This is a genomic window from Vibrio sp. 10N.222.52.C3 (assembly GCF_041474195.1).
Taxonomy (GTDB): domain Bacteria; phylum Pseudomonadota; class Gammaproteobacteria; order Enterobacterales; family Vibrionaceae; genus Vibrio; species Vibrio crassostreae_C.
The window spans coordinates 1,558-21,925 of sequence record NZ_JBFRTQ010000163.1 but is presented as its reverse complement, the minus strand read 5'-3'; the positions used below and the strand labels follow the sequence as shown (position 1 = coordinate 21,925).

Annotated in this window: 12 protein-coding genes; 4 read left to right on the top strand and 8 right to left on the bottom strand. The window is 44.5% G+C overall.

Features of this window, described 5'->3' with window-relative positions:
* Window positions 1-246 precede the first annotated feature (246 nt).
* From AB4517_RS20670 to AB4517_RS20645, 6 genes are all read right to left on the bottom strand, one after another.
* Window positions 247-1,989 carry a polysaccharide lyase family 7 protein gene (locus AB4517_RS20670; protein ID WP_017061474.1) on the bottom strand — a complete coding sequence of 581 codons (1,743 nt, stop codon included), beginning with the start codon at window positions 1,987-1,989 and terminating at the stop codon, window positions 247-249.
* A gap of 237 nt (window positions 1,990-2,226) precedes the next feature.
* The gene (locus AB4517_RS20665; RefSeq protein ID WP_102320524.1) at window positions 2,227-4,098 is read right to left on the bottom strand and encodes a methyl-accepting chemotaxis protein; all 1,872 of its coding nucleotides are present in this window, start codon (window positions 4,096-4,098) and stop codon (window positions 2,227-2,229) included.
* A 1,038-nt stretch (window positions 4,099-5,136) separates the two neighbouring features.
* Window positions 5,137-6,018, bottom strand: coding sequence for an NAD(P)-dependent oxidoreductase (locus AB4517_RS20660; protein WP_004733521.1), 882 nt, complete (start codon window positions 6,016-6,018; stop codon window positions 5,137-5,139).
* A gap of 541 nt (window positions 6,019-6,559) precedes the next feature.
* The gene (locus tag AB4517_RS20655) at window positions 6,560-8,638 is read right to left on the bottom strand and encodes a DUF4962 domain-containing protein (protein ID WP_017061476.1); all 2,079 of its coding nucleotides are present in this window, start codon (window positions 8,636-8,638) and stop codon (window positions 6,560-6,562) included.
* Window positions 8,639-8,858: 220 nt separating this feature from the next.
* Complete coding sequence (locus tag AB4517_RS20650) at window positions 8,859-10,637, bottom strand: sodium:solute symporter family transporter (RefSeq protein ID WP_017061477.1); 1,779 nt, start codon at window positions 10,635-10,637, stop codon at window positions 8,859-8,861.
* A gap of 727 nt (window positions 10,638-11,364) precedes the next feature.
* A complete protein-coding gene (locus tag AB4517_RS20645; RefSeq protein ID WP_017069949.1) occupies window positions 11,365-12,084 on the bottom strand; it encodes a FadR/GntR family transcriptional regulator in 720 nt (239 codons plus the stop codon).
* Window positions 12,085-12,350: 266 nt separating this feature from the next.
* On the opposite strand from AB4517_RS20645, the gene phnD reads away from it, so the two are divergent.
* The 4 genes from phnD to phnE (AB4517_RS20625) all read left to right on the top strand — a co-directional run bounded on the left by phnD (window position 12,351) and on the right by phnE (AB4517_RS20625) (window position 15,961).
* A complete protein-coding gene (gene phnD, locus AB4517_RS20640; RefSeq protein WP_372149737.1) occupies window positions 12,351-13,307 on the top strand; it encodes a phosphate/phosphite/phosphonate ABC transporter substrate-binding protein in 957 nt (318 codons plus the stop codon).
* A gap of 143 nt (window positions 13,308-13,450) precedes the next feature.
* The gene (phnC, locus tag AB4517_RS20635) at window positions 13,451-14,269 is read left to right on the top strand and encodes a phosphonate ABC transporter ATP-binding protein (protein WP_372149734.1); all 819 of its coding nucleotides are present in this window, start codon (window positions 13,451-13,453) and stop codon (window positions 14,267-14,269) included.
* The gene (phnE, locus tag AB4517_RS20630; RefSeq protein ID WP_052878558.1) at window positions 14,266-15,120 is read left to right on the top strand and encodes a phosphonate ABC transporter, permease protein PhnE; all 855 of its coding nucleotides are present in this window, start codon (window positions 14,266-14,268) and stop codon (window positions 15,118-15,120) included. Before phnC ends, phnE (AB4517_RS20630) begins: the two co-directional genes overlap by 4 nt.
* Before the next feature lie 10 nt (window positions 15,121-15,130).
* Window positions 15,131-15,961, top strand: a complete 831-nt coding sequence (gene phnE / locus AB4517_RS20625) for a phosphonate ABC transporter, permease protein PhnE (RefSeq protein ID WP_372084148.1) — start codon at window positions 15,131-15,133, stop codon at window positions 15,959-15,961.
* A gap of 715 nt (window positions 15,962-16,676) precedes the next feature.
* Here the strand turns inward: phnE (AB4517_RS20625) and AB4517_RS20620 are convergent.
* Together AB4517_RS20620 and AB4517_RS20615 are read right to left on the bottom strand one after the other, a co-directional pair.
* Window positions 16,677-18,830, bottom strand: coding sequence for a heparinase II/III family protein (locus tag AB4517_RS20620; RefSeq protein ID WP_372149731.1), 2,154 nt, complete (start codon window positions 18,828-18,830; stop codon window positions 16,677-16,679).
* A 2-nt stretch (window positions 18,831-18,832) separates the two neighbouring features.
* Window positions 18,833-20,368, bottom strand: a 1,536-nt coding sequence (locus AB4517_RS20615; RefSeq protein ID WP_372149728.1) for a heparinase II/III family protein, incomplete at its 5' end; no start/stop codon positions are given.

Here is a 20,368-nt window from a genome sequence, read left to right as displayed (position 1 = left end):
ATATTAACTGGATCACATTTCTTATTGATAAAATAGAGAGTAGATAAATTTTGGATCAGCATCTCGTCTAAGCGACGATAATTTTTGGTGGCTATTCACCGGGAAGTTGATCTCGTTATTTAAATTAAAGTTACCTAACCCATTACATTTGAGCACAAAAAAAGACCACATTGTTAACAACTGATGTGGTCTTTTAATTACGGTTTTTATTTGTTAAACCAGCGCGAGTGTTAAAGCAGCGCGAGCTTAATAATGTGCCGCTCTCACAGAGCTAAAACTCACATCAAATATCTCACCGGCGTACTCGCTGTCTGGCTTAAATTGTGGGTAGATACCCGCTTTGAAGTAGAAAGCGATGTCGTTAGAGGCCCAATCTTGAGTTAAAGAAACGGTTTTGCCATCTTTATCTTGGTAATCCTCTCCCCAACCGATTGAGTGCGAAACCGTGTTGGTGCCATCTAAATCGTGGGTCGCAAGGTAAATACCATCTTGGTCGGCACGAATCGTATAGCGCCACTCTTCACTTGCCGAATAAGTCCCTAACTCGACACTGAACGGGTCACAATGATTACAGTCTTGGTTGTTGCGCTCAAAATCAGAGTTCAGTATCACTCTTACTGGCTTACCCTCACCTTCCCAAAGCAATTTGACCAATGCTTGATTGATCTTCCAGCCATGGATCTGACCGAGCACTACTTTTGGGTCTTGGCCGTTGATGTTCGGGTAATCTTCAATTCGCAAGCTTGCCGTTAACTCGTGACTGGTTGTGTTGGTTCTGGTGTCGTCCAAATACCAACTGGTATCTTCATCACTGGTGCTGCAATCTGGCTGGTCGTTGCTCTGGTACAGCTCTCTTAATTCGGAGCGGATGTAGTTAGAATTCACTGTCGAGGTGCCATTGCCCATATCGGCTCTAAAGTGCATTCTTCCTTGATCGGTATCGAAATAGGAAAGGCCGATACTGCTGTCGTATACATCACTGTCGTTTGAGAGTAGATCTTTACTCGATTCGCAGCGCGCAGGCTCTAACTCAGCTGCACTAGTGCCGCCACTGCCATACCAAGTATCTTTGCTGGCAGGAATCGTTAACTTCCAGTCATTGATATCCCAGTCGTTAGCGCCATCCATTTGAGTCGTCGTATACCTCAACGCCTGAAAGTAAGCGGTCGCTTCACCATTTTCAAACTGGTTGTAGATCCCGGCTTTGAAGTAACTCAATAGGTGCTGCCAATAGGCGATATCTTGAGCTACTTTGACTTCATCATTCACTTTTATTGACAGTGTATTTTCATAAACGCTCAAATCAAACTTCGTAAAGCTATCAAGATCGGCTTCGCCTAAATCGTAACGATTATAAGAGGTGTTGTAACAGTCTGAAGAGTCGTCAGCGCTACTACAATCAATAGCATTGTTCTTCATTACTGCCCAATAGTGGCCCGTAATACCGTTTCGCTCTTGCTCCCAAACGACACGCAACAGTGGATGAGGGATGTAGCCTGTGCCGCTCTCATCGGTGCCTTTATTGTGTATCTGTAGCAGCGTCACTTCATCATGATCGGCAGGAGAGCTAGCCATTGCATGCTCAATGTCGGGCAAGCTGATCTCGGCATACAGGCTTCGCCTTACACCCGCTTCGTTGATATCAAAATTTTCACCTTCACGGACTTCTGAGCGCATCTTATAGTTTGCCATCTTGAAAACGAGATTCTCGCTCTCTTCATCTGCGTAAAAGTATTCACTGATGTAGCCATCGAAGTTGCCATCTTTCACTTCAGAGGTTTTGTTGCCTTCTTCTCCGTTAGGATCAGACACCTGAAGATCGGAACTAGAGAGAATAGTTTGATACTTAGCAATCGTATAAGGGGCGACCACGCCATAAGGAGTGTCTGGGTCTTCATTGCCAGGAGGGGTGCTACCGTCACTTGAACTGCTGCCACCGCAGCCATACGTAAGCGACGCCAGCGCAGCGATAAAGATTGGCTTATTCACATTTAACTCACTTATCCATAAGGGGAGAGTGATAATGCACATTTGTACTATTTTATGTCAATTGTCTATTTATCAGAATGTGAGATGCGGCAAATGAAGTGGGATGAATGAGTATTGCGTAGAGTTAGACTCAAGAAAAACGCAGAAAGGCCACTCTAAACTCGCAAGCTATTGAGTGGCTCTCAGATCAACAACTAAACTTAGTATGTTGATTTTTAAATATAAATATTAGAAAAGTTAAACCTTAAAGCTGCTCATCAAGTCACTAACGCTGCCGTTAAGTGTTTTGATTTCTGCTGATTCAATCAACTGATCTTGGCTTAGCTTATTAAGCTCCTCAACAAAGCTTTCAATCTTATGCATGTTCTTAGCAATGCTCTGAATAAGGGCGTTCTGCTCAACAGACGAACCCGAAATATCGTTATTAAAACGACTTACCGTTTCCATCTGTTCCGTTAGCTTGGCCAACATATTTACCGCTTGAACCACTTGGGCACGCGTCATTTCACAGTTACTTTTGGTCAACTCAATCGATTTAACCAAACCATCTGATTTAGACTGCAAGCCAGACAGCGCTTCATCAATTTCAGAAGTACTGATTTGAGTTCGGTTGGCTAACGCACGGACTTCATCAGCAACCACCGCGAAACCTCGGCCATGCTCACCCGCTCTCGCCGCTTCAATTGACGCATTCAATGCCAGCAAATTAGTTTGTTCCGCAATTCCTCCAATCACAGACACGATAGACTGGATGCTCTGAGTTTCATTCGCCATTGAGCGAATATCATCAGAGGTGGTGCAGACTTGCTTCTCAAGATCACTGATATAGGTTTCCGTCACGGTGTTAATTTGTTTCGTCTCATCACTGAACACAGCGGCCTCTCTTGCTGCTTCTGCCGCCGACTGAGAACTCTTCTCGACTTCGTTTGATGCTTCAGATAAGCCGTTAATTGCAGAGACCACTTGAACCGTTTCATCAGTGTGAACTTTCAGTACATCGCTGGTTTCTTTACAACCTTCACGAATACTCAGTACCTTAGTATCGAGATCCGAGTTCTTAAATTTGACGTCCTTAACCATCTCTTGCAGACCAATGATGAACAAGTTGATGTCTTTGGCGATATGCCCTAAGTCATCATTCCCCTTCTCAACAAGCCTTTGAGTCAGGTCTCCGTTACCTTGAGATAGATCGTGGACGATTTTTCTCAGTGACACGATTGGGCGGTAGAAGCGATTCAGCAGTAAAATCATCAATATCACCGAGCCAAGCACACATGCCACGATAAGGATACGCGCACTCGACATCACGCCATTCAACTGATTGAGCGCGAGTTCAGGATCGATACTAGATATCATGTACCATTCTTTCTGGCTGCCAATATCCACTTTCTTGGCCATCAAAATTCTCTGGTTTCCATCAATCACACCCTCAATGAATTGGTCAGGCTGTTCAATGGCACTATTGAGTCTCATCTGAGTATCTGCAGAAGATATATTGCTTTGCGGAAGTACGTTTTCGACTGTTGAAGCGACCACCATCCCTTTCTCGTCGATAATAATGCCTTTGGCTTCGTAGATACTGTCCAGCTGTTTAAGCTGAGTTTCCAAATCATCAAATCGAATGTCTGCCATGATGACGCGATCTTGATAGGTGTAAGTCACACCAATCATAGGTACTTGAGTACTCTTGGTGAAAAACAGATCACTAAAAGATAAACCTGATTTCAATTTCGCTTGTTGATACCAAGGACGAGTCGTTGGGTTGTATTTTTCTTTGATTCCAACACCGTTTGGGAAAGACTCTGAAGGACGAGAAGTGTAAGAACGACCATCATCAAAACCCACTACAATCTTGTCAATACCACCGAGCTTAGCGGCAAAATGCATCAGCGCTTCGTTTGGTACTTGGTATGGGGATTTCATGAACTCTTGTGCAACGGAATTGACCGTATCGATGGTGCGCTGGACGGTGCTTTCAATCTGATTAATTTCTATCGTTAACGAGTGATCAATCTCGTTATAAATCGTTTGGTTTACTTGATCAGTCGCCAAGTTAAGCGTGAACCAGTTCGTAAATGCCAAGGCACTGGAACTGACGATCGCCACCATTAAAATCAATTTTCCTTTAAACCCTAGAGACAATTTTGAATTCATAAAACTCATAATCCATATCAACCTATGTCTATTATTTTTATCCGAATGAAATGGTCATTTTTTAGATATTCGAAGATACGGGAAGCAAAACTTGTTCATGCCGTTCCATCGTCACAACCATCAATTTAATTAATATTGTATGTTTAATTTACTGCACTTTCTGTGAGCAATCTTGACATATCAAAACTGGTTAAAATCACCCTGTGACATAGGTATCATTTATGAGTTTGAACTTTTAACATGATTAGAAAGGAATAATTAACCAATTAAAAATGATCAACTTTCAGATGATTACCTCACAACTTCGCCGATAATGCCTCCACTCAAATTATTCATATCACTTTCGGTCACCTGACTAGGAAAGTGAGCCTTAGGTCACATTTTCACTAACCAACCATTCACTCAAGGCATTCAATCTTAAAATTTATTTGTAATACAATAAGCCTTAAGTTATGGTGTATTTGAATCATAACTTAAGTTCTTTCTGGATGCTTTTGTTCAGTTCAAAGTGATAATTGAAGCAGCCGCTTTAAGGTCATTGAACTCGTTTAACGTAGAAACTGTCGGGGGATCTCGTTATTCGTTTTTTCACTTTCTATTGATCATTTGTTTTTCCAGACGGCTCGTCCGAACATGCCCATACAGTCACCAGCTGTGTGGGTTTTTTTTACTTTCTTTTCAGACCCGATATACGAGCGGTGTTAAGCCATCGCCAACAATCAGTTAAGTGCACTGGTTTAAGCTTGCGAGGAAAAGTGAGTGAGTTGGTGCTAGAAGGCTTTGAATTTACAAATAGATATAGATATAGATATAGAAACAAAAATAGGAATTGAGGCAGTAACAAAGTTGAACAGAGTTTTGAGTAGGTGTAGCTGAGGAAGTAGAAGAGTTTAACGAGGGAACAAAGGGTTGGGTATGGCAGATAAAAACGAACCTCGCTGAGGTATCGCCGCCTAAAAAGACAGGCAATACCCTAGCGAGGTCGTACGTCGATTACTTCTCTAGTTTAGCGAAGTAGTCGAAGATTACTGGTACGTCGTTGTTACCCATTCCTGCGTCAACAGCAGCTTGTAGGCTAGTTGCAGTACCTTGAGCAATTAGAGACTCAGTACCTAGCTCTTCACAAAGAGCAAGGAAGTAACCAAGATCTTTGTTAGCGTTAGCAACAGAGAAACCTAGCTTCTCTTCGCCGTCTACTGCGTAGAACTTACAGAATTGCATGAATGGTGAGTTAGATGGACCTGCAGACATGATGTCAAACAGTTGTTGGCCATCAACACCAGCGCGTTGAGCAACAGCGAAAGCTTGAGACATAGTCGCAACAGTCGTCATACCCATGAAGTTGTTTACAAGCTTAGTAACGTGACCAGAACCTAGAGCACCTAGGTGGAATACGTTTTCGCCTTGCTCTTCAAGAACAGGTTTAACTTTGTTGAAAGTTTCCATGTCGCCAGCAGCCATGATGTTCAGAAGACCATCTTTAGCGTGTGCAGGAGTACGGCCTAGAGGTGCGTCGATCATGCCCGCGCCTTTTTCAGCTAGAGCTGCGCCGATTTTCTTAGTAGAAGCAGGGATAGAAGTACCGAAGTCTACTAATACTGCGCCTTCTTTGATGCCAGCTAGAACGCCGTCTTCGCCGTAAACGATTTTTTCAACAACAGCTGAAGTTGTAAGACAAAACTGAACGATGTCACTTGCAGCAGCTAGTTCTTTAGCAGAAGTGAATGCAGTCGCATTGCCGCGATCTGTAACGCGAGCAACAGCTTCAGCGCTTAGATCCATTACGTTTACGTGGTAGCCGCGCTTTTGTAGGTTTTCAACCATGTTGCCGCCCATAAGACCTAGGCCAATGAAACCGATTACAGGTTTAGTCATGTTCAAACTCCAAATATAGTATTGTATGATTATATGGTCATTATAATAACGACGTCTTTTCCGTTACGCAATAGTTTTAGGGTAATCCTTCAATGCTTAGACGCAAGTTGTGACGGGGATTCACTTTACGAGAAAATATGGTCACGCTTTGTACTTACAAGAGCGATATCCCAATCAAAAAATAACCTATTGATGAAATAATGCACTCTAAATGTCATACGATTAATGAGAATAAGCCACTCCAATAACGATTATTAACCTGCCGTCCCTTTTTTCAGACAAGATTAAGGCTGCCCACTGTCAGTAGTTGACAAATTATTGGAAGACAGTCACTGCCCTAGCCTTAGTAAGGTTTACTGAACACGGGTTTTAAACCAAGTTTTGTCGCCACTTACTAAGCCTGGCACTCTTGCTACTTAGCCTCTAACTAACCAACGCAACCTCTTCCCACCTCGTAGGCTACTGCCTGTTCTGTGCAAACAAAAAAACTCCGAGCTTTCACTCGGAGTTTTTAGTATCTAGCTTCTGTTGCTTCAGCGAATTACAGTTCGATTGAAACCGTTTCACCATCAACATTTAGCATTAGCGTGTTGCCTTCAAGCTTGTGAGACACTTCAACTTGCTCGCCTTCGTTCTTATTAGGAACAAGAAGCGTAAGGATGTTGTGCTCTTTTGATGGCTTGAATTCCACTTCAACGTGACGGTGGATTTCAAGATCTTTGAACTCGTATGGGTCAACTTCGCCAAAACCTTCAACGTTCTTAACTGACGTGATGTTATCAGCAGACTCGTTGATGAAGTTTACGTCTAGGTGCGCAACTTCGCCACGGATAGTGAAAGACTTGTCTGCCACGTCGTTTGCGAAAGTTGTGTGCATTAGCCAAGTCATGTCTTTCTCTTCAGAAAGTGTTGCCTTGTCTTGCATTACGAATACTTTACCTTGAACAAACCAGACCTTACGCTTGTAAGATTCAATTTCAGGAACGAAGTACTTGTAAGATGCCGTTGCATCACCTTCAACCATCTTCACATCAGATTCAGTGTCGAAATCAGAGATGTTGCCGCCCGCTTCGATACAGAAGCGATCTTGGTGGTTTTCGTAGCCCGTGTTCTTGTTCTCGCCGTACTGACCTTTACCGCCAAATAGTGGAAGGTTCTTAGAGAACGTTTGACGACGCCATTTAGTGTGCATATCAACACCGAAACCACCGTAATAGCCAGTGATTGACGCTAGCGTTTCACCGAATGCATGCAACGTGAATGCGTTTTGGTCACCGTGAGAGTGGCTGATTGAGCCAAACGGAGAACATTTGAATACCATGTGAATATGGTTATCACGCTCAGTCATCTTGTTGTGGAATGCAGCCCAACCCGTGATTGGGAATACTTTCAACAGTGGGTCATTCGATGGTGCTTTCTCTTCAGGTGCATCCCAAAGGAAGTTAAAGCGAAGATCATCGTAACCGAAGTCCCACCAACCGAAGTTGTAGAATTTGGTGTGTGCTTCAGTATCACGGCCTTTCAGTTGGTTGTAGTACCAAACATACTCAGGCTTCTGGTTAACACCTGCGTAATGCTTGATGTTGTAAGCCAGTTTTAGACCTGGGAAATCACCGATTGAAGACTGGTCACAGAAGCTCGCGCGCTTAGAGTGAACAGGCATGCAGTAAAGCGGGAAATCACCTGTGTTTTCGTAGAATGTTTTGTTGAACATGTCTACGCCACAGTATGCTTTCAATAGGTCGAATGCTTCGCCTAGGAATGCAGTTTGCGTGTTCCAGTAGTCAGGACCTTCAGCCCAACCGCCGTCTACACCGCCCCATGGTGGGTAGTGTACTGCGTAGTATTCTAGTGCGTATGCAATGTACTCGCCTGCTTTCGGGTGATCGTGGTAAAGCGCGATACACGTTGGGATGATAGCAGAAGAGATAGAACGAACACCGTGGCTGTTCAGTGGGTTGTTCAATAGATCAACCGTCACTTTCAGGTGGTGCATGATTTCGTCTAGACGCTCAATCAAAGCATCTTGAACTTGCTGACGTTCTTCATCTGTGAAGTAGCCGTGTAGCCAGTCGTAACCCCAAGCCATAGCCGCGATAACACGGAAAGCCGCTTCATCGTTATAGCCACGAGAAGTCACGCCTTCTGGATCGTACGTAGACAGTTTTAGAGTCCAAGCTTTTGCTTTAGCAATTAGCGCTTCGTCTTCTTTCACAACACCAGCAATTGCTAGGTTACGTGTCGCGTTTAGTGCCATTTGGCAATCAACGTACATTTGACGCCAGTAAGGACGCCATAGAGAAGCTTTGCCTACCGTGTCAGCTGGGTACGCTTGAGGCTCTTCGAAAGGAGCAGTCTCAAGGAACTTAACTGTCGAGTTATTGTAGAAATCATCAAACATGCAGTGAGCTTCATCAGCTTTCACTTTCGCTTTGAATTCTTCTAACTGATCTGCTTGAACAAGAAGACGTGGACGTGCTTCGCTCAAGTTGTCTAGGAATGATAGGTCGAAGTCACGTTTCTGTACTTCGATAGGGAGTAGGTCTACAAGATTACCTGCTGAAGTATCATTCTCCAGCTTCATCTTCCTGATTGCATCAAGAGATTTTTGGTCGCTCATTCTAACTCACTTATTTTTCAAGTTGATTGAAAGGAATTAGCAATAATATACGTCTTATTGTAGGACAATTAAATCTATTTCGGTTCGATTGAACCATTTTGTACAGTTTTCGTGATTTAGGTCAGATATCTTCCACCTGACCGTTTTTCCGTTTCGCAGAGCAAAAAAAATGCGACGCCCTTTCGAGTCGTCGCATTCTATTATAATCGTTTTCTATGTATTAGCTTTCAGTTACTGCTTTCGCTTGCTTGCCGCCGTCATCGACCGCTTTAACCAATAGCACACCAACACCACCAACAATCACACCACAAAGTATGAAGACTAGACGTCCCCACATTGGGTTAGTGAGTAGAGCCATTAGCATGATACCGACACCCGCTACCGCAATCAGTTTACCAAGCATTTCACGCTGTTTGTTATCCAGTACTTTCTGTTCTGCTGACTCCGCAACTAATGGAGTAGACAGGTTACCGAAGAACTTATCAACGTCTGCTTGACGCTTCTCAGTTAATGGCTTGTAGAACAGAGTTGATAGGATGAAGAAACCACCTGTCAGCGTAATGTGAGCAATCAGACCGATAGCAACCTTAACATCAGACCATTCACGGCTTGTTAGCTCTTCTAGACCGAAGATTGAAGACACCATTTCAGCGTTAACAACGAAACCCACGTAGTAAGAAACAAAACCACCAACCACTAGCGTACCCCAACCAGCCCAGTCCGGAGTCTTCTTAATAAAGAAGCCAAGGAATGCAGGAATTGTCATTGGGAAGCCGATCAGTGCGCCTACATACATCATGGTATCGAACAGGCTCAAACCTTTAAGCGAGTTGATGAACTGTGCAATAAGGATAATAGCAATACCAAACACGGCAGAAGTAATCTTAGAAACCGTTACTAGTTCTTTTTCGCTAGCCGTACCTTTACGAACGATTGGTTCATAGAAGTTCTTAACAAAGATACCCGAGTTACGGTTTAGACCAGAATCCATTGAAGACATTGTCGCTGCAAACATCGCCGCAACTAGAAGGCCAACCATACCTGCTGGCATGTACTCTTGTACGAAGTATAGGTAGGCAAAGTCACCCGCTTTCTTACCTGCTTCTGGGTAAGCTGCTGCTAGGTCGACACCTTGACCTGCAATGTACCAAGAAGGCATGAACCAGATAAATACACCACAAAGCATTAGCACACACGCTAGTAGCGCTGCTTTCTTCGCGTTCTTTGAGTCTTTAGCCGCTAGGTAACGGTAAGAGTTAAGCATGTTGTTAGTAATAGAGAACTGCTTCACGAAGATGAAGAATGCCCAAATGCTGAAGATGCTTAAGTAGTTAATGTTGTTACCAGAAAGGAAAGAACCGCCTTCCGCTACAGGGAAGTTATTCACGATTTCACCAACACCGCCACCTTGAACAACAGCAACAACAGCACATGTCACGGTTACTGCCATGATGATAACCATCTGCATAAAGTCAGATGCAATTACCGCCCATGAACCACCCGTTACAGACATTGCCAATACAACCAAACCGGTAATCCAGATAGTTGCTGTCATGTCGAAACCGAAGATACCAGAAGCGATGATTGCTAGTGCGTTTAACCATACACCGGCAGAAACAACACTGTTTGGCATTGAAGACCAAGTGAACACTTGTTCGTTAGTCGCACCGAAACGCATACGAATTGCTTCGATTACCGTTACTACACGTAGTTGACGGAACTTTGGAGCAAAATATGCGAAGTTCATGAAGTAACCAAATGCGTTGGCTACGAAGATGACCGCTACTGCAAAACCATCGTTATACGCTTTACCTGCCGCACCGGTGAATGTCCATGCACTAAACTGGGTCATAAAGGCGGTTGCACCAACCATCCACCACAACATGTTACCGCCCCCGCGGAAGTAGTCACTGGTGGTACTTGTAAATGTTCTAAACATCCAACCTATCGCAATCAAGAATAGGAAATAAATGCCGACAATAATCGTGTTGAGTTCCATCGTGTATCCTTTGTCCGTTGTATTTTGTTACGAGGACTATAGGAAATCTCAAACTTTATTTGTAGTACAATAATCCAAATAAGTGATGGCGATCTTATTTTGATTGATTAAGTTAATTATATATATGACATAGGATGGAATATGGCCAATCCATTAAGGAAATTACTGGTGTTTGAGATGAAAACTCAAAAAACCAAGACCAAAGAACATCACACCAATTAAAATCAAAGACTTATAAAAAAGCGAGACTTTGCACACTTATTAACAAATACAACCAAACACATATAAATATAAAATTCTCAAAAATAATAAAAGCCAAATCTGAGCTAAACCCCCCTCATTTATCACACAATAAACCAGTGTTTTTATCTATTGAGAGTGGACAATTTCATTAGAATTCAACTTAAATTAATCCATATTGAAGCGGCATATCCTGTTCAAACGATGGCGGATTAAAAATATACAAAAATGAAAAATCATGGATGACGCATAATTATTTGGGGGGAGCTCGAGTGTCTAAAACGAATATCGAGCGTAATATTATTTTTATTCTGATGGTAAAGAGAACGACCGCTAGGCGTATACAAGAAGGAACTGACTTAAGAAGGAGTTAAGCGGGGGTGAACCAAAACAGTGCCACACATGGTGCAACACGCTTTCTAAAAACAAAAAAGGCATGCACTTGGCATACCTTTTTGACTGGTTCAAATGAAGTTGAAAACCGTGTTTAGCTTGCAGTGGCTAAACGGTGGTTAGCATCTTGCAAGTGAGCCGCTGACATTGTACGAGCTTTTTCACTGTCGCCAGCCATAATCGCTTCATAGATTCTACGGTGTTCATTGATACATGTGCTGCCCTCTTCAGAAGAGTGCACGATGAAGTTAACGAACATGGTCGTCAGAATATTGCCGAATGGCAGGTAGAAATCGTTACCTGTTGCATTGAAGATCAAGCTGTGGAAACGAATGTCGATGTTTGTCCAACTTTCTTGGTCAAATACTTCAGCAGCATCCACTTCTACCATCTTCTGGAAGATCTCTGAAAGCTCGATACGTTGCTCAGCAGTCGCAAATTTTGCAGCTAATGCACACGCTTCAGGTTCAATCGCACGGCGAAGGCCTAAAAACTGAGAACAGAATTGGTCTATGTCGGTTAGACCATCCATCCATTCAATCAGTTGAGGATCAAGAAAGTTCCAGTATGCGCGATCCACTACACGAGTACCGATTTTCGGGCGGGACTCTAACAGGCCTTTAGAAGTCAGTAGTTTAACTGCTTCACGAAGTGCCGTACGGCTGATACCAAACTGTTCACACAGCGCCATTTCACCAGGAATAATAGAACCTTGTGGCAGTTCACCAGACAAGATTCCACGAGCGATTTCACGCGCTACTTGCACGTGCAGGCTGCGCTTCGAGCCCGAGATTGAATTAAAAGTGCTAACCATAAGTTCACTTATTTTATATGTTATGTTTATGTATTATTTAAGGATCACTATAACAGGATTTCAACCTAGCGCCAATTGAGTAAATTAGCAACGAGTCGCGTTCTATTAATTTACTCAATGAATCAAACACTTATAAAGCATCTAACTCCACACAGCTAGAAACATTATGTTACACCATTCATAAATCCGTCATCAAAACGCATCGGTTCTGTCATCCTCGATTTCTATACTCCCTTCCCAAAAAATCACTCAATTGGACTGAAATAATGAAACCGACAAAAACAAATCTCACGCTTAAGAGCGCTATTACTGCTGCGCTGATTTTTTCTGGTTCTGCATTAGCAATGGATACACGATACGAAGACCGCTCTGGTAACTTGGTCGCCGATGTACCTCAAGATGAATCACAATGGGTGGATCCAAACACGCTAATTTTTGCTTACACGCCAGTTGAAGATCCAGCAGTATACGCTGATGTGTGGAGCGAGTTTTTGAGCCACCTTGAAAAAACAACGGAAAAAACGGTTCGTTTCTTCCCTGTTCAAAATAACGCAGCTCAAATTGAAGCAATGCGTTCAGGTCGTCTGCATATCGCAGGTTTCAACACAGGTTCAACGCCACTAGCGGTTAACTGCGCAGGCTTCGCACCATTCACCATGATGGCAGCGGAAGATGGTTCTTTCGGTTACGAAATGGAAATCATCACGCACCCAGGTTCAGGCATCGAAAAGGTTGAAGACCTAAAAGGCAAAAACCTAGCATTCACATCGCAAACGTCAAACTCTGGTTTCAAAGCCCCTTCTGCGATTCTGGATGCTGAATACCAGCTTCAACCTGAACGTGATTTCAAACCGGCTTTCTCTGGCGCGCACGACAACTCTATTTTGGGTGTCGCACACAAAGATTATGACGCAGCAGCCGTCGCTAACTCAGTATTGAACCGTATGCTTTCACGTGAAGTCGTGAAAGAAGGTCAAATCAAGAGCATCTACAAGTCACAAACCTTCCCAACAACAGCTTACGGCACAGCGCACAACCTAACACCAGAGCTTCAAGAGAAGATTCAAAAAGCGTTCTTCACTTTCGACTGGGAAGGCACAAAGCTTCAAGAAGAATTTGAGCGTAACGGTGAAGCGAAGTTCGTTCCGATCACTTACCAAGAGCACTGGGAAGTGATCCGCACTATCGATACAGCCAATAAAGTCCCTTACACGTGTAGCTAAGTTCAACCGAACTAAAAAGCCAATCACACACCGATAAAACTAACTGCAGGTGTAATCGCCTGCAGTTATTCACCACTCTTTCCGGTTTACTTTCCATGCCTGTCTCAGGCGAACTCTTAGTACACCGCTCTTATAGGAATTCTATGTCTACTCTTACCCTTAAAGGGCTTACCAAGCACTACTCCAGTTCTGATAAAGCCCTTACCAACGTTAGCTTGTCGGTCAATGCCGGTGAAGTGGTTGGTTTAATTGGTCCATCTGGTGCGGGTAAATCAACGCTTATCCGTTGTATTAATCGGCTCACCGAGCCCACCAGCGGCGAAGTGATCTTTTCCAATACCAATCTAGAAACGCTGTCTAAGCGACAACTGAGACAATCACGCCGTGAAATCGGGATAATTTTCCAAGAGTACGCGCTGATTGAGCGTTTAACGGTGATGGAAAACGTACTTTCAGGGCGTTTGGGTTACGTGAACTTCTGGCAGAGCTTTACTCGTCGTTTCCCTGAATCGGATATCCAAGCCGCTTATGCGCTACTCGACCGTGTTGGGTTGTTAGAACACGCCAATAAAAGGGCCGATGCTCTGTCGGGTGGTCAGCGTCAACGTGTTGGTATTGCACGTGCACTTGCTCAGAAACCGAAATTACTGTTGATTGATGAACCAACGGCCGCACTTGATCCACGTACAGCGCGCCAAATCATGCGACTGATCAGTGAGATTTGTTCAGAGCAACAGCTCCCTGCCATCATCAATATTCACGATGTTCAATTAGCAAAGCAGTTTGTTGACCGTGTTGTCGGCTTGAATGCAGGTTGTGTCGTATTTGATGACAAACCAAACCTGCTCACTGAAGATGTTTTAACGCAAATCTACGGTGAAGAAGACTGGAGTCAACAAGCAGAAGAAGAGGCCGATGACCTCATCATCACAAGCCCTCGCCTGTCCGAGGCGACAATATGACTCAACCATATCCAAATCAAGTTCAGCAGCATTTAAAGTCAGGAAAACAGAATTCCAAACAATACCCGACACAGTGGACAAAGCCGCCACTGATTTCTAGCCCATGGCTGCGCTGGAGCTTAATCATCATTGTCGCGGTTTACTTGTACCTTGCGACTCAGTCGGTACACGTCAACTGGACTCGAATTTACGAAGGCAGCGAACGCGGCTGGCAGTTCATTTTGGCTTTCATGAACCCAGATTTTGGTGGCCGTTGGAACAACATCTCACAAGGTTTGATTGAGAGTTTAACCATGACCCTCACATCGACCGTGGCGGGTGTCCTTCTTTCAATTCCATTCGGGTTAGGCGCAGCGAAAAACCTTGCCCCTACGCCTGTTTACTTGTTCTGTCGTGCGTTTATTTCGGTTGCGCGTAGCTTACAAGAGATCATCGTTGCGATTCTGTGTGTGGCTCTGTTTGGCTTTGGTACGTTTGCGGGTTTTGTCACGCTGACCTTCGCCACCATCGGCTTTCTCGCGAAATTGTTTGCCGATGAAATTGAAGCCATTGACCCAGCACCTCTCACTGCAATGCGTGCAACTGGCGCAAGTTGGCTACAACAGGTGAACTACGCCATTCAAGCGCAGGTAATGCCACGCTTTATCGGGCTTTCGATGTACCGACTCGACATCAACTTTCGTGAATCTGCTGTGATTGGCATTGTTGGCGCAGGGGGCATCGGCGCAACATTGAACACTGCCATGGACCGTTATGAATACAGCGCAGCGGCCGCTATTCTCTTGATTATTATCGTGATCGTGATGTTGTGTGAATACCTATCGACCATCATCCGCAAGCATGTGCAGTAAGGAGCGACCAATGAGCACGCTAAATGACACCTCTACAAGCTCCATGAATCGTACCCAATGGCAGCGTTACGACAGTAAACAGAGCCTAATGCTTTGGATTGGCTGGCTTTGCTTTGTTGCCCTAACGGTTTTTGCATGGCAAGTCATGAACAAAGACACGATTTGGTACTTTGTGACTGACTCACCGAATCAACTTGCTGATATCTCGTCACGTATGTGGCCACCAAGATGGAGCTACTTAGAGTCTCTTTGGAGTCCGTTGTGGGACACCATTAACATCGCGACACTTGGCACACTGTTGGGGATAGTACTAGCGTTTCCAGTCGCGTTCTTAGCTGCACGTAATACAACGCCAAGCATGACGTTTATCAGACCTATCGCGCTGTTCATCATCGCGGCAAGTCGTTCAATTAACTCGTTAATTTGGGCATTGTTATTGGTAGCAATCATCGGCCCAGGCTTGTTGGCCGGTATCATTGCGATAGCGCTACGTTCAATTGGTTTTGTGGCGAAGTTAATGTATGAAGCGATTGAAGAAGTGAATGCAACACAGATGTCTGCAATCCAATCGACTGGAGCTTCTCCGCTGCAGGTATTGAACTACGGTATTCTTCCGCAAGTGATGCCAAGTTTCATCGGCACGAGCTTGTTCCGCTGGGATATCAATATTCGTGAGTCTACCGTCTTAGGTTTGGTGGGCGCTGGCGGTATCGGCTTAAAACTGCAAGAATCGATGGCAATGCTGGCATGGCCTCAAGTGACTGTGATTTTCTGTGCGATTCTAGTGACGGTCATCTTCTCCGAATGGGTGGCAGCCAAAGCAAGAAAAGCCCTTATCTAAATACTAAAAACAACGTTAACTAGTTGGTTATTTAGGGCGTGTTGACCTTTCGAGCTGATTTTTGCAGCGAGTTGCTGGGTATTTATACAAGACAGAGGCTTCGATGTGTAGCTAGCCTACATGAGAAGCCGATAACGTAGTAGAAATGACCAGCAAACGCTGCCCGAAGGGTTCGGCTAAAAGCGTTTTACTCTTTGTTGAGGGGAATTTGCTTAGAATGACTAGGCTACTTCCCCCTCGCCTCGATTAAAACGCTTTTATCTCGAACAAAATTTAACCGAGAAAAGTCAACACGCCCTAGTCAATAAGATCAAAGCCTACTCACTGAGTAGGCTTTTTGTTTGTTGAAACGTTCTATTCTGTTTCTTACACACATAAAAAAACCGAGCAACTCGCAATGAGTTACTCGGTTTGACTTATTCCCGATGTATTCAGTCGTTGTTGGTATCAACGAACGATTTTGCAATCACGACTGAATTCAATGTGACGCTTCGTTCCCGCAAAGCACCACATCAACACAAGCCATCGTTAAATAACTTGCATGTGATACCAATCGTAGTAAATAACTGATCACCCTAGCTTGTTAAAAAGCTCGATAACTTCGTTAGAATTTTTGATTGTAGAATAACTACTTATCGAAAAATTCTGCCTTGTTCTCAAGCTTTTTTCCTGCGCTATTTCTGCTCACTTACTTACTGTGATTAGTATTAATCATTTACAGTTGAGCAAATGATCCTTCCCACGAGTATGTCTCACCAGCAAACTCAACAGTGTGAGTTGCTTGCTGCTTATCTTCAGCTTGGTTTGAGATACCGTAGTGGTAAGTGTTACCAGAAGTAGTCTGAATGCGAACAACAGTCCCGACACTGTTATGGCCCACAACAGATACTGATTTAACCAGACCACGAGCGCCTACAGAAGCTTCGATAGACTCGTTAAAGTAACCATGCGTTTCTAGTACAGAAGCAAACACGTGGTTTTGACCAGACTGACGTAAGATGAACGCAGGCTCACTCTTAAGGTTGAAGTCTGGATCGTTAGCACCAGTGCGAGCAAAAATCACTTCGCTGCCCGCATTCGCGCTGGTTACTAGGCTGTAGTAGCTGCTGTCATGTAGCCAGCTTACTAGAGAACCTTCTTCGTTTACTTTACCTGAAGCAACGTTCCATAGATGTTGGTAACCGTTATCTTCACCTAGCGGCTTAAGCGTTTTTTCCATGTTGTAATCAAAGTCAGTACGGATGATCTGGCCAGAGTGGTGAACTGGTAAGTCGTACTGGTGCTCAGCGTCAGCTTCGATGCGGTACACATCAATCACTAGCGGTTTTTCGAACTCAGGAAGTTCAGCAAGAATCACGCTGCGTTGCATGTCTACGTCAGTGTAGTACTCAGAAATGGTGCCGCTCATGCCTTGTAGAGACTGGTCGTCTGCTACGAAGAAGTGCTTCTGACCAAACTTAGACTCAGCCAGTGCTGTGTTGAAGTTGTTCTGCGTTTTCTGATCAACCGTTACTGTGTTGTGAGCAACCGTCTGCTTACAGTAAGACTTGTTCTCTGGGATGTAACGACCGCCAAACTTAGGCTCCACGTTTACCCAACGACCGAAGCCGTAATCGTGCAGCACTTCGTGGCCACGGTTGAATACGCTTAGGTGTAAGCCATCGTAGTGACCGTGGTCTAGCGCAGAGTGATACTGGTGGTCAGAACCGTGCTGACCAAACCAGATCAACGCCATGGTATCGTCGTCTTGCTCATCACGGTGACGAAGAATGCTAACGCCGCCTTTCTCACCTTCAGGGCCGTCGGTAACGAACAGGCTACCCCAGTTGAATGGTTTGATTTCATCAGCTGCTTTAACAGCATCAGACAATGTTTTACCTGAAGCATGAACCCAAACGTTTTGTTGGTGGTTAGCCATACCAAGCAGAGTTTCAGTCTGCTCGTAACGGTGGTAACACACAGACGTTGCCATGATAACGCCTTCATCGTTGATAGAGATTGTCTTCGATGAATCGTTCAGCGCTGGCAATGTACCGTCTGGGAATGCGGTTTTGAATACAGAGTAAGACGTTGTCTTGATCACTGAATCGTTGAATTCATAGATACCAACTTCAGGCTGACGACGTTCAATCGCTTCTGCGAACAGGTAGATTGGACGTAGAGAGAAACGGTGGTAGTAAGGACCTTCCATGTAGTAGCCGTCTGGCGAAAACAGTTGGTCAAGTTGCGCTAAGAAACCGCCGCTTACTTTGTCTAGTTTCAGGCCGTAAAGCGCTTTGTCTACAGACTCTTGATCGTTGATTGCGTAACCACAGATACCTACTGCTGCCACTGCCCATAAGCCGTGGTTGTGTACGATATCGAAGTCGTGTGCGTAAGTAACAACGAACATTTCGATCATCTGCTTCAGAAGATCGTCTTCGATCAGACGCTTTTGCTCTTCAGAGATGGTGTGGTAAATACAACTGTACGCACAAGAAGCGTAAAGCATCCACATATTCTCGTTCAACGTTTGGTGGAACAGCTTACCCGGAGGGTTAGAGTCACGGCTCACGTTGCTTTCAAGTGTTGGGTATACCGTCGCGTACGCTGTTAGCATATCAACGATGTAATCACGGTACTTAGTTTCCTCAGTGATAAGGAACAAACGGCCCGCTAGATCCATATGGATGTAGTTTTGCTTGTGACGGTTGTGCTCGTAACCGCCGCCTTCACCGTGACCAGGTACTTCAATGCCAACTTCCGCCATGTAAGCGTCAGTTTGTTTAATGTCGCGAGTCAGTGCGTTACCTAAAAGGCTATCCTTGCCAAGTTCTTTACGAAGCTCTGCTGCTTCATCAAAGTTAAGTAAAAGTGGTTGATAGCTCATTATTATTTCCCCTGCTCTGCTCTGCTTGCTAATTCTGGGTTTAAAGTTGTTTCTACTGAGTAGAAGCCTGTCCAGCTGTATACTTTGCCGTTCAGCTCTACTTTGTGTTCAGTGCTGTCAGTCGCGCCAAGTTGGTTGCTGATCATCACTGTCACGTTTGATTTCTCTGTGGTGATCTCAACTACCGAACCGATATTGGTGTGAGCCACGACTTTGATGTCTTTCACAACACCACGTGCATTGACAGATTGCTCGAATTCTTCGTTGAAATAACCGTGCGTTTCAACAACAGAAGCAAACAGTGTTGTTTCGCCTTTGCTGCGTAGAATGAACGCAGGCTCTGAACGTAGATTGAAACTTGGGTCGTTAGCGCCAGTGCGAGTAAAGATAACTTGAGCATTATCGTTAGACGTTGCACCTAGCCATGTGTAGTAGGTGTTGTTTTGTAGCCAGCTTACAATTGCTGTTCCCTTCACTTCACCGCTTGCGACGTTCCATAGGTGTTGGTAACCGAAATCGTCACCTAGCGTGTTCAGCTCTTTGTTTGCTTGGTATTCAAAGTTAGTGCGAACAATCTGACCTTGATATTGGTGTGAGTAGTCGTATTGATGCTCGCCTTCGCCGCCTTTCTCAGAATCTAAGCGGTATAGGTCTAACAATAACGGAGATTCTATCTCTTCAAGGTTTAGCATGAACACGCTGCGTTGCATGTCAAAGCCTTGGTAGTGATCGTTAGCAAATGCACTCATGCCGTTGATTTGCTCGTCTTCTACTTTGAAGAAGTGTGGTAAACCGTGTACAGCGTCTGCACGTTCAACGTCAAAGTTGTTCTGACATTTTTCATCAATCGTGACTGCGTTGTGAGCAATCGTTTGACGAGCGTAAGATTTGTTTTCGTCTAGGTAGCGGCCGCCGAATTTAGGCTCCACGTTAACCCAACGACAGAAGCCGTATTCGCGTAGCACTTCTTGACCGCGGTTGAAGAAAGAAATACCCAGCGTATCAAAGTTGCCGTGACCCATGCCGTGTTGGCCGTAGTTCATCACAAGTTGAGAAACGTCGCCTTTCTTATCCTGCATGCGGATAAAGCCTTGCGCGCCGTTGTGACCTTGAGGGCCTTCATTCAATTCAACACTAGGCCAGAAAGGCATGCCGATTTCTTTCTCCGCAGAAGCGGCTTCGTAGGCTTTAGATAGCTCAAGACCACATGGGTGCATCCATACTGCGTCTTGAATCTTCGCCATACCCAGAATATTTTGGTCTACGCCGTTTTCAGAAGAGTAATGCTTGCTGTAAACACTTACCGCAACCTGAACACCCATGTCAGTGATACCCATGGTACGAGAAGCATCATTCAGAGCTGGGAACTCACCGTTCGGGTAAGCCGTCGCAAGCATCGCTTGTACTGTGTTACCAATCACGCCGCCTTTGTAGTTGTAGATATCAACTTCAGGCATATGACGGTGAATCACTTCAGCAAACACACACGTTGGACGAATCGCGTAACGGTGGTAGTAAGGACCTTCCATGTAGTAGCC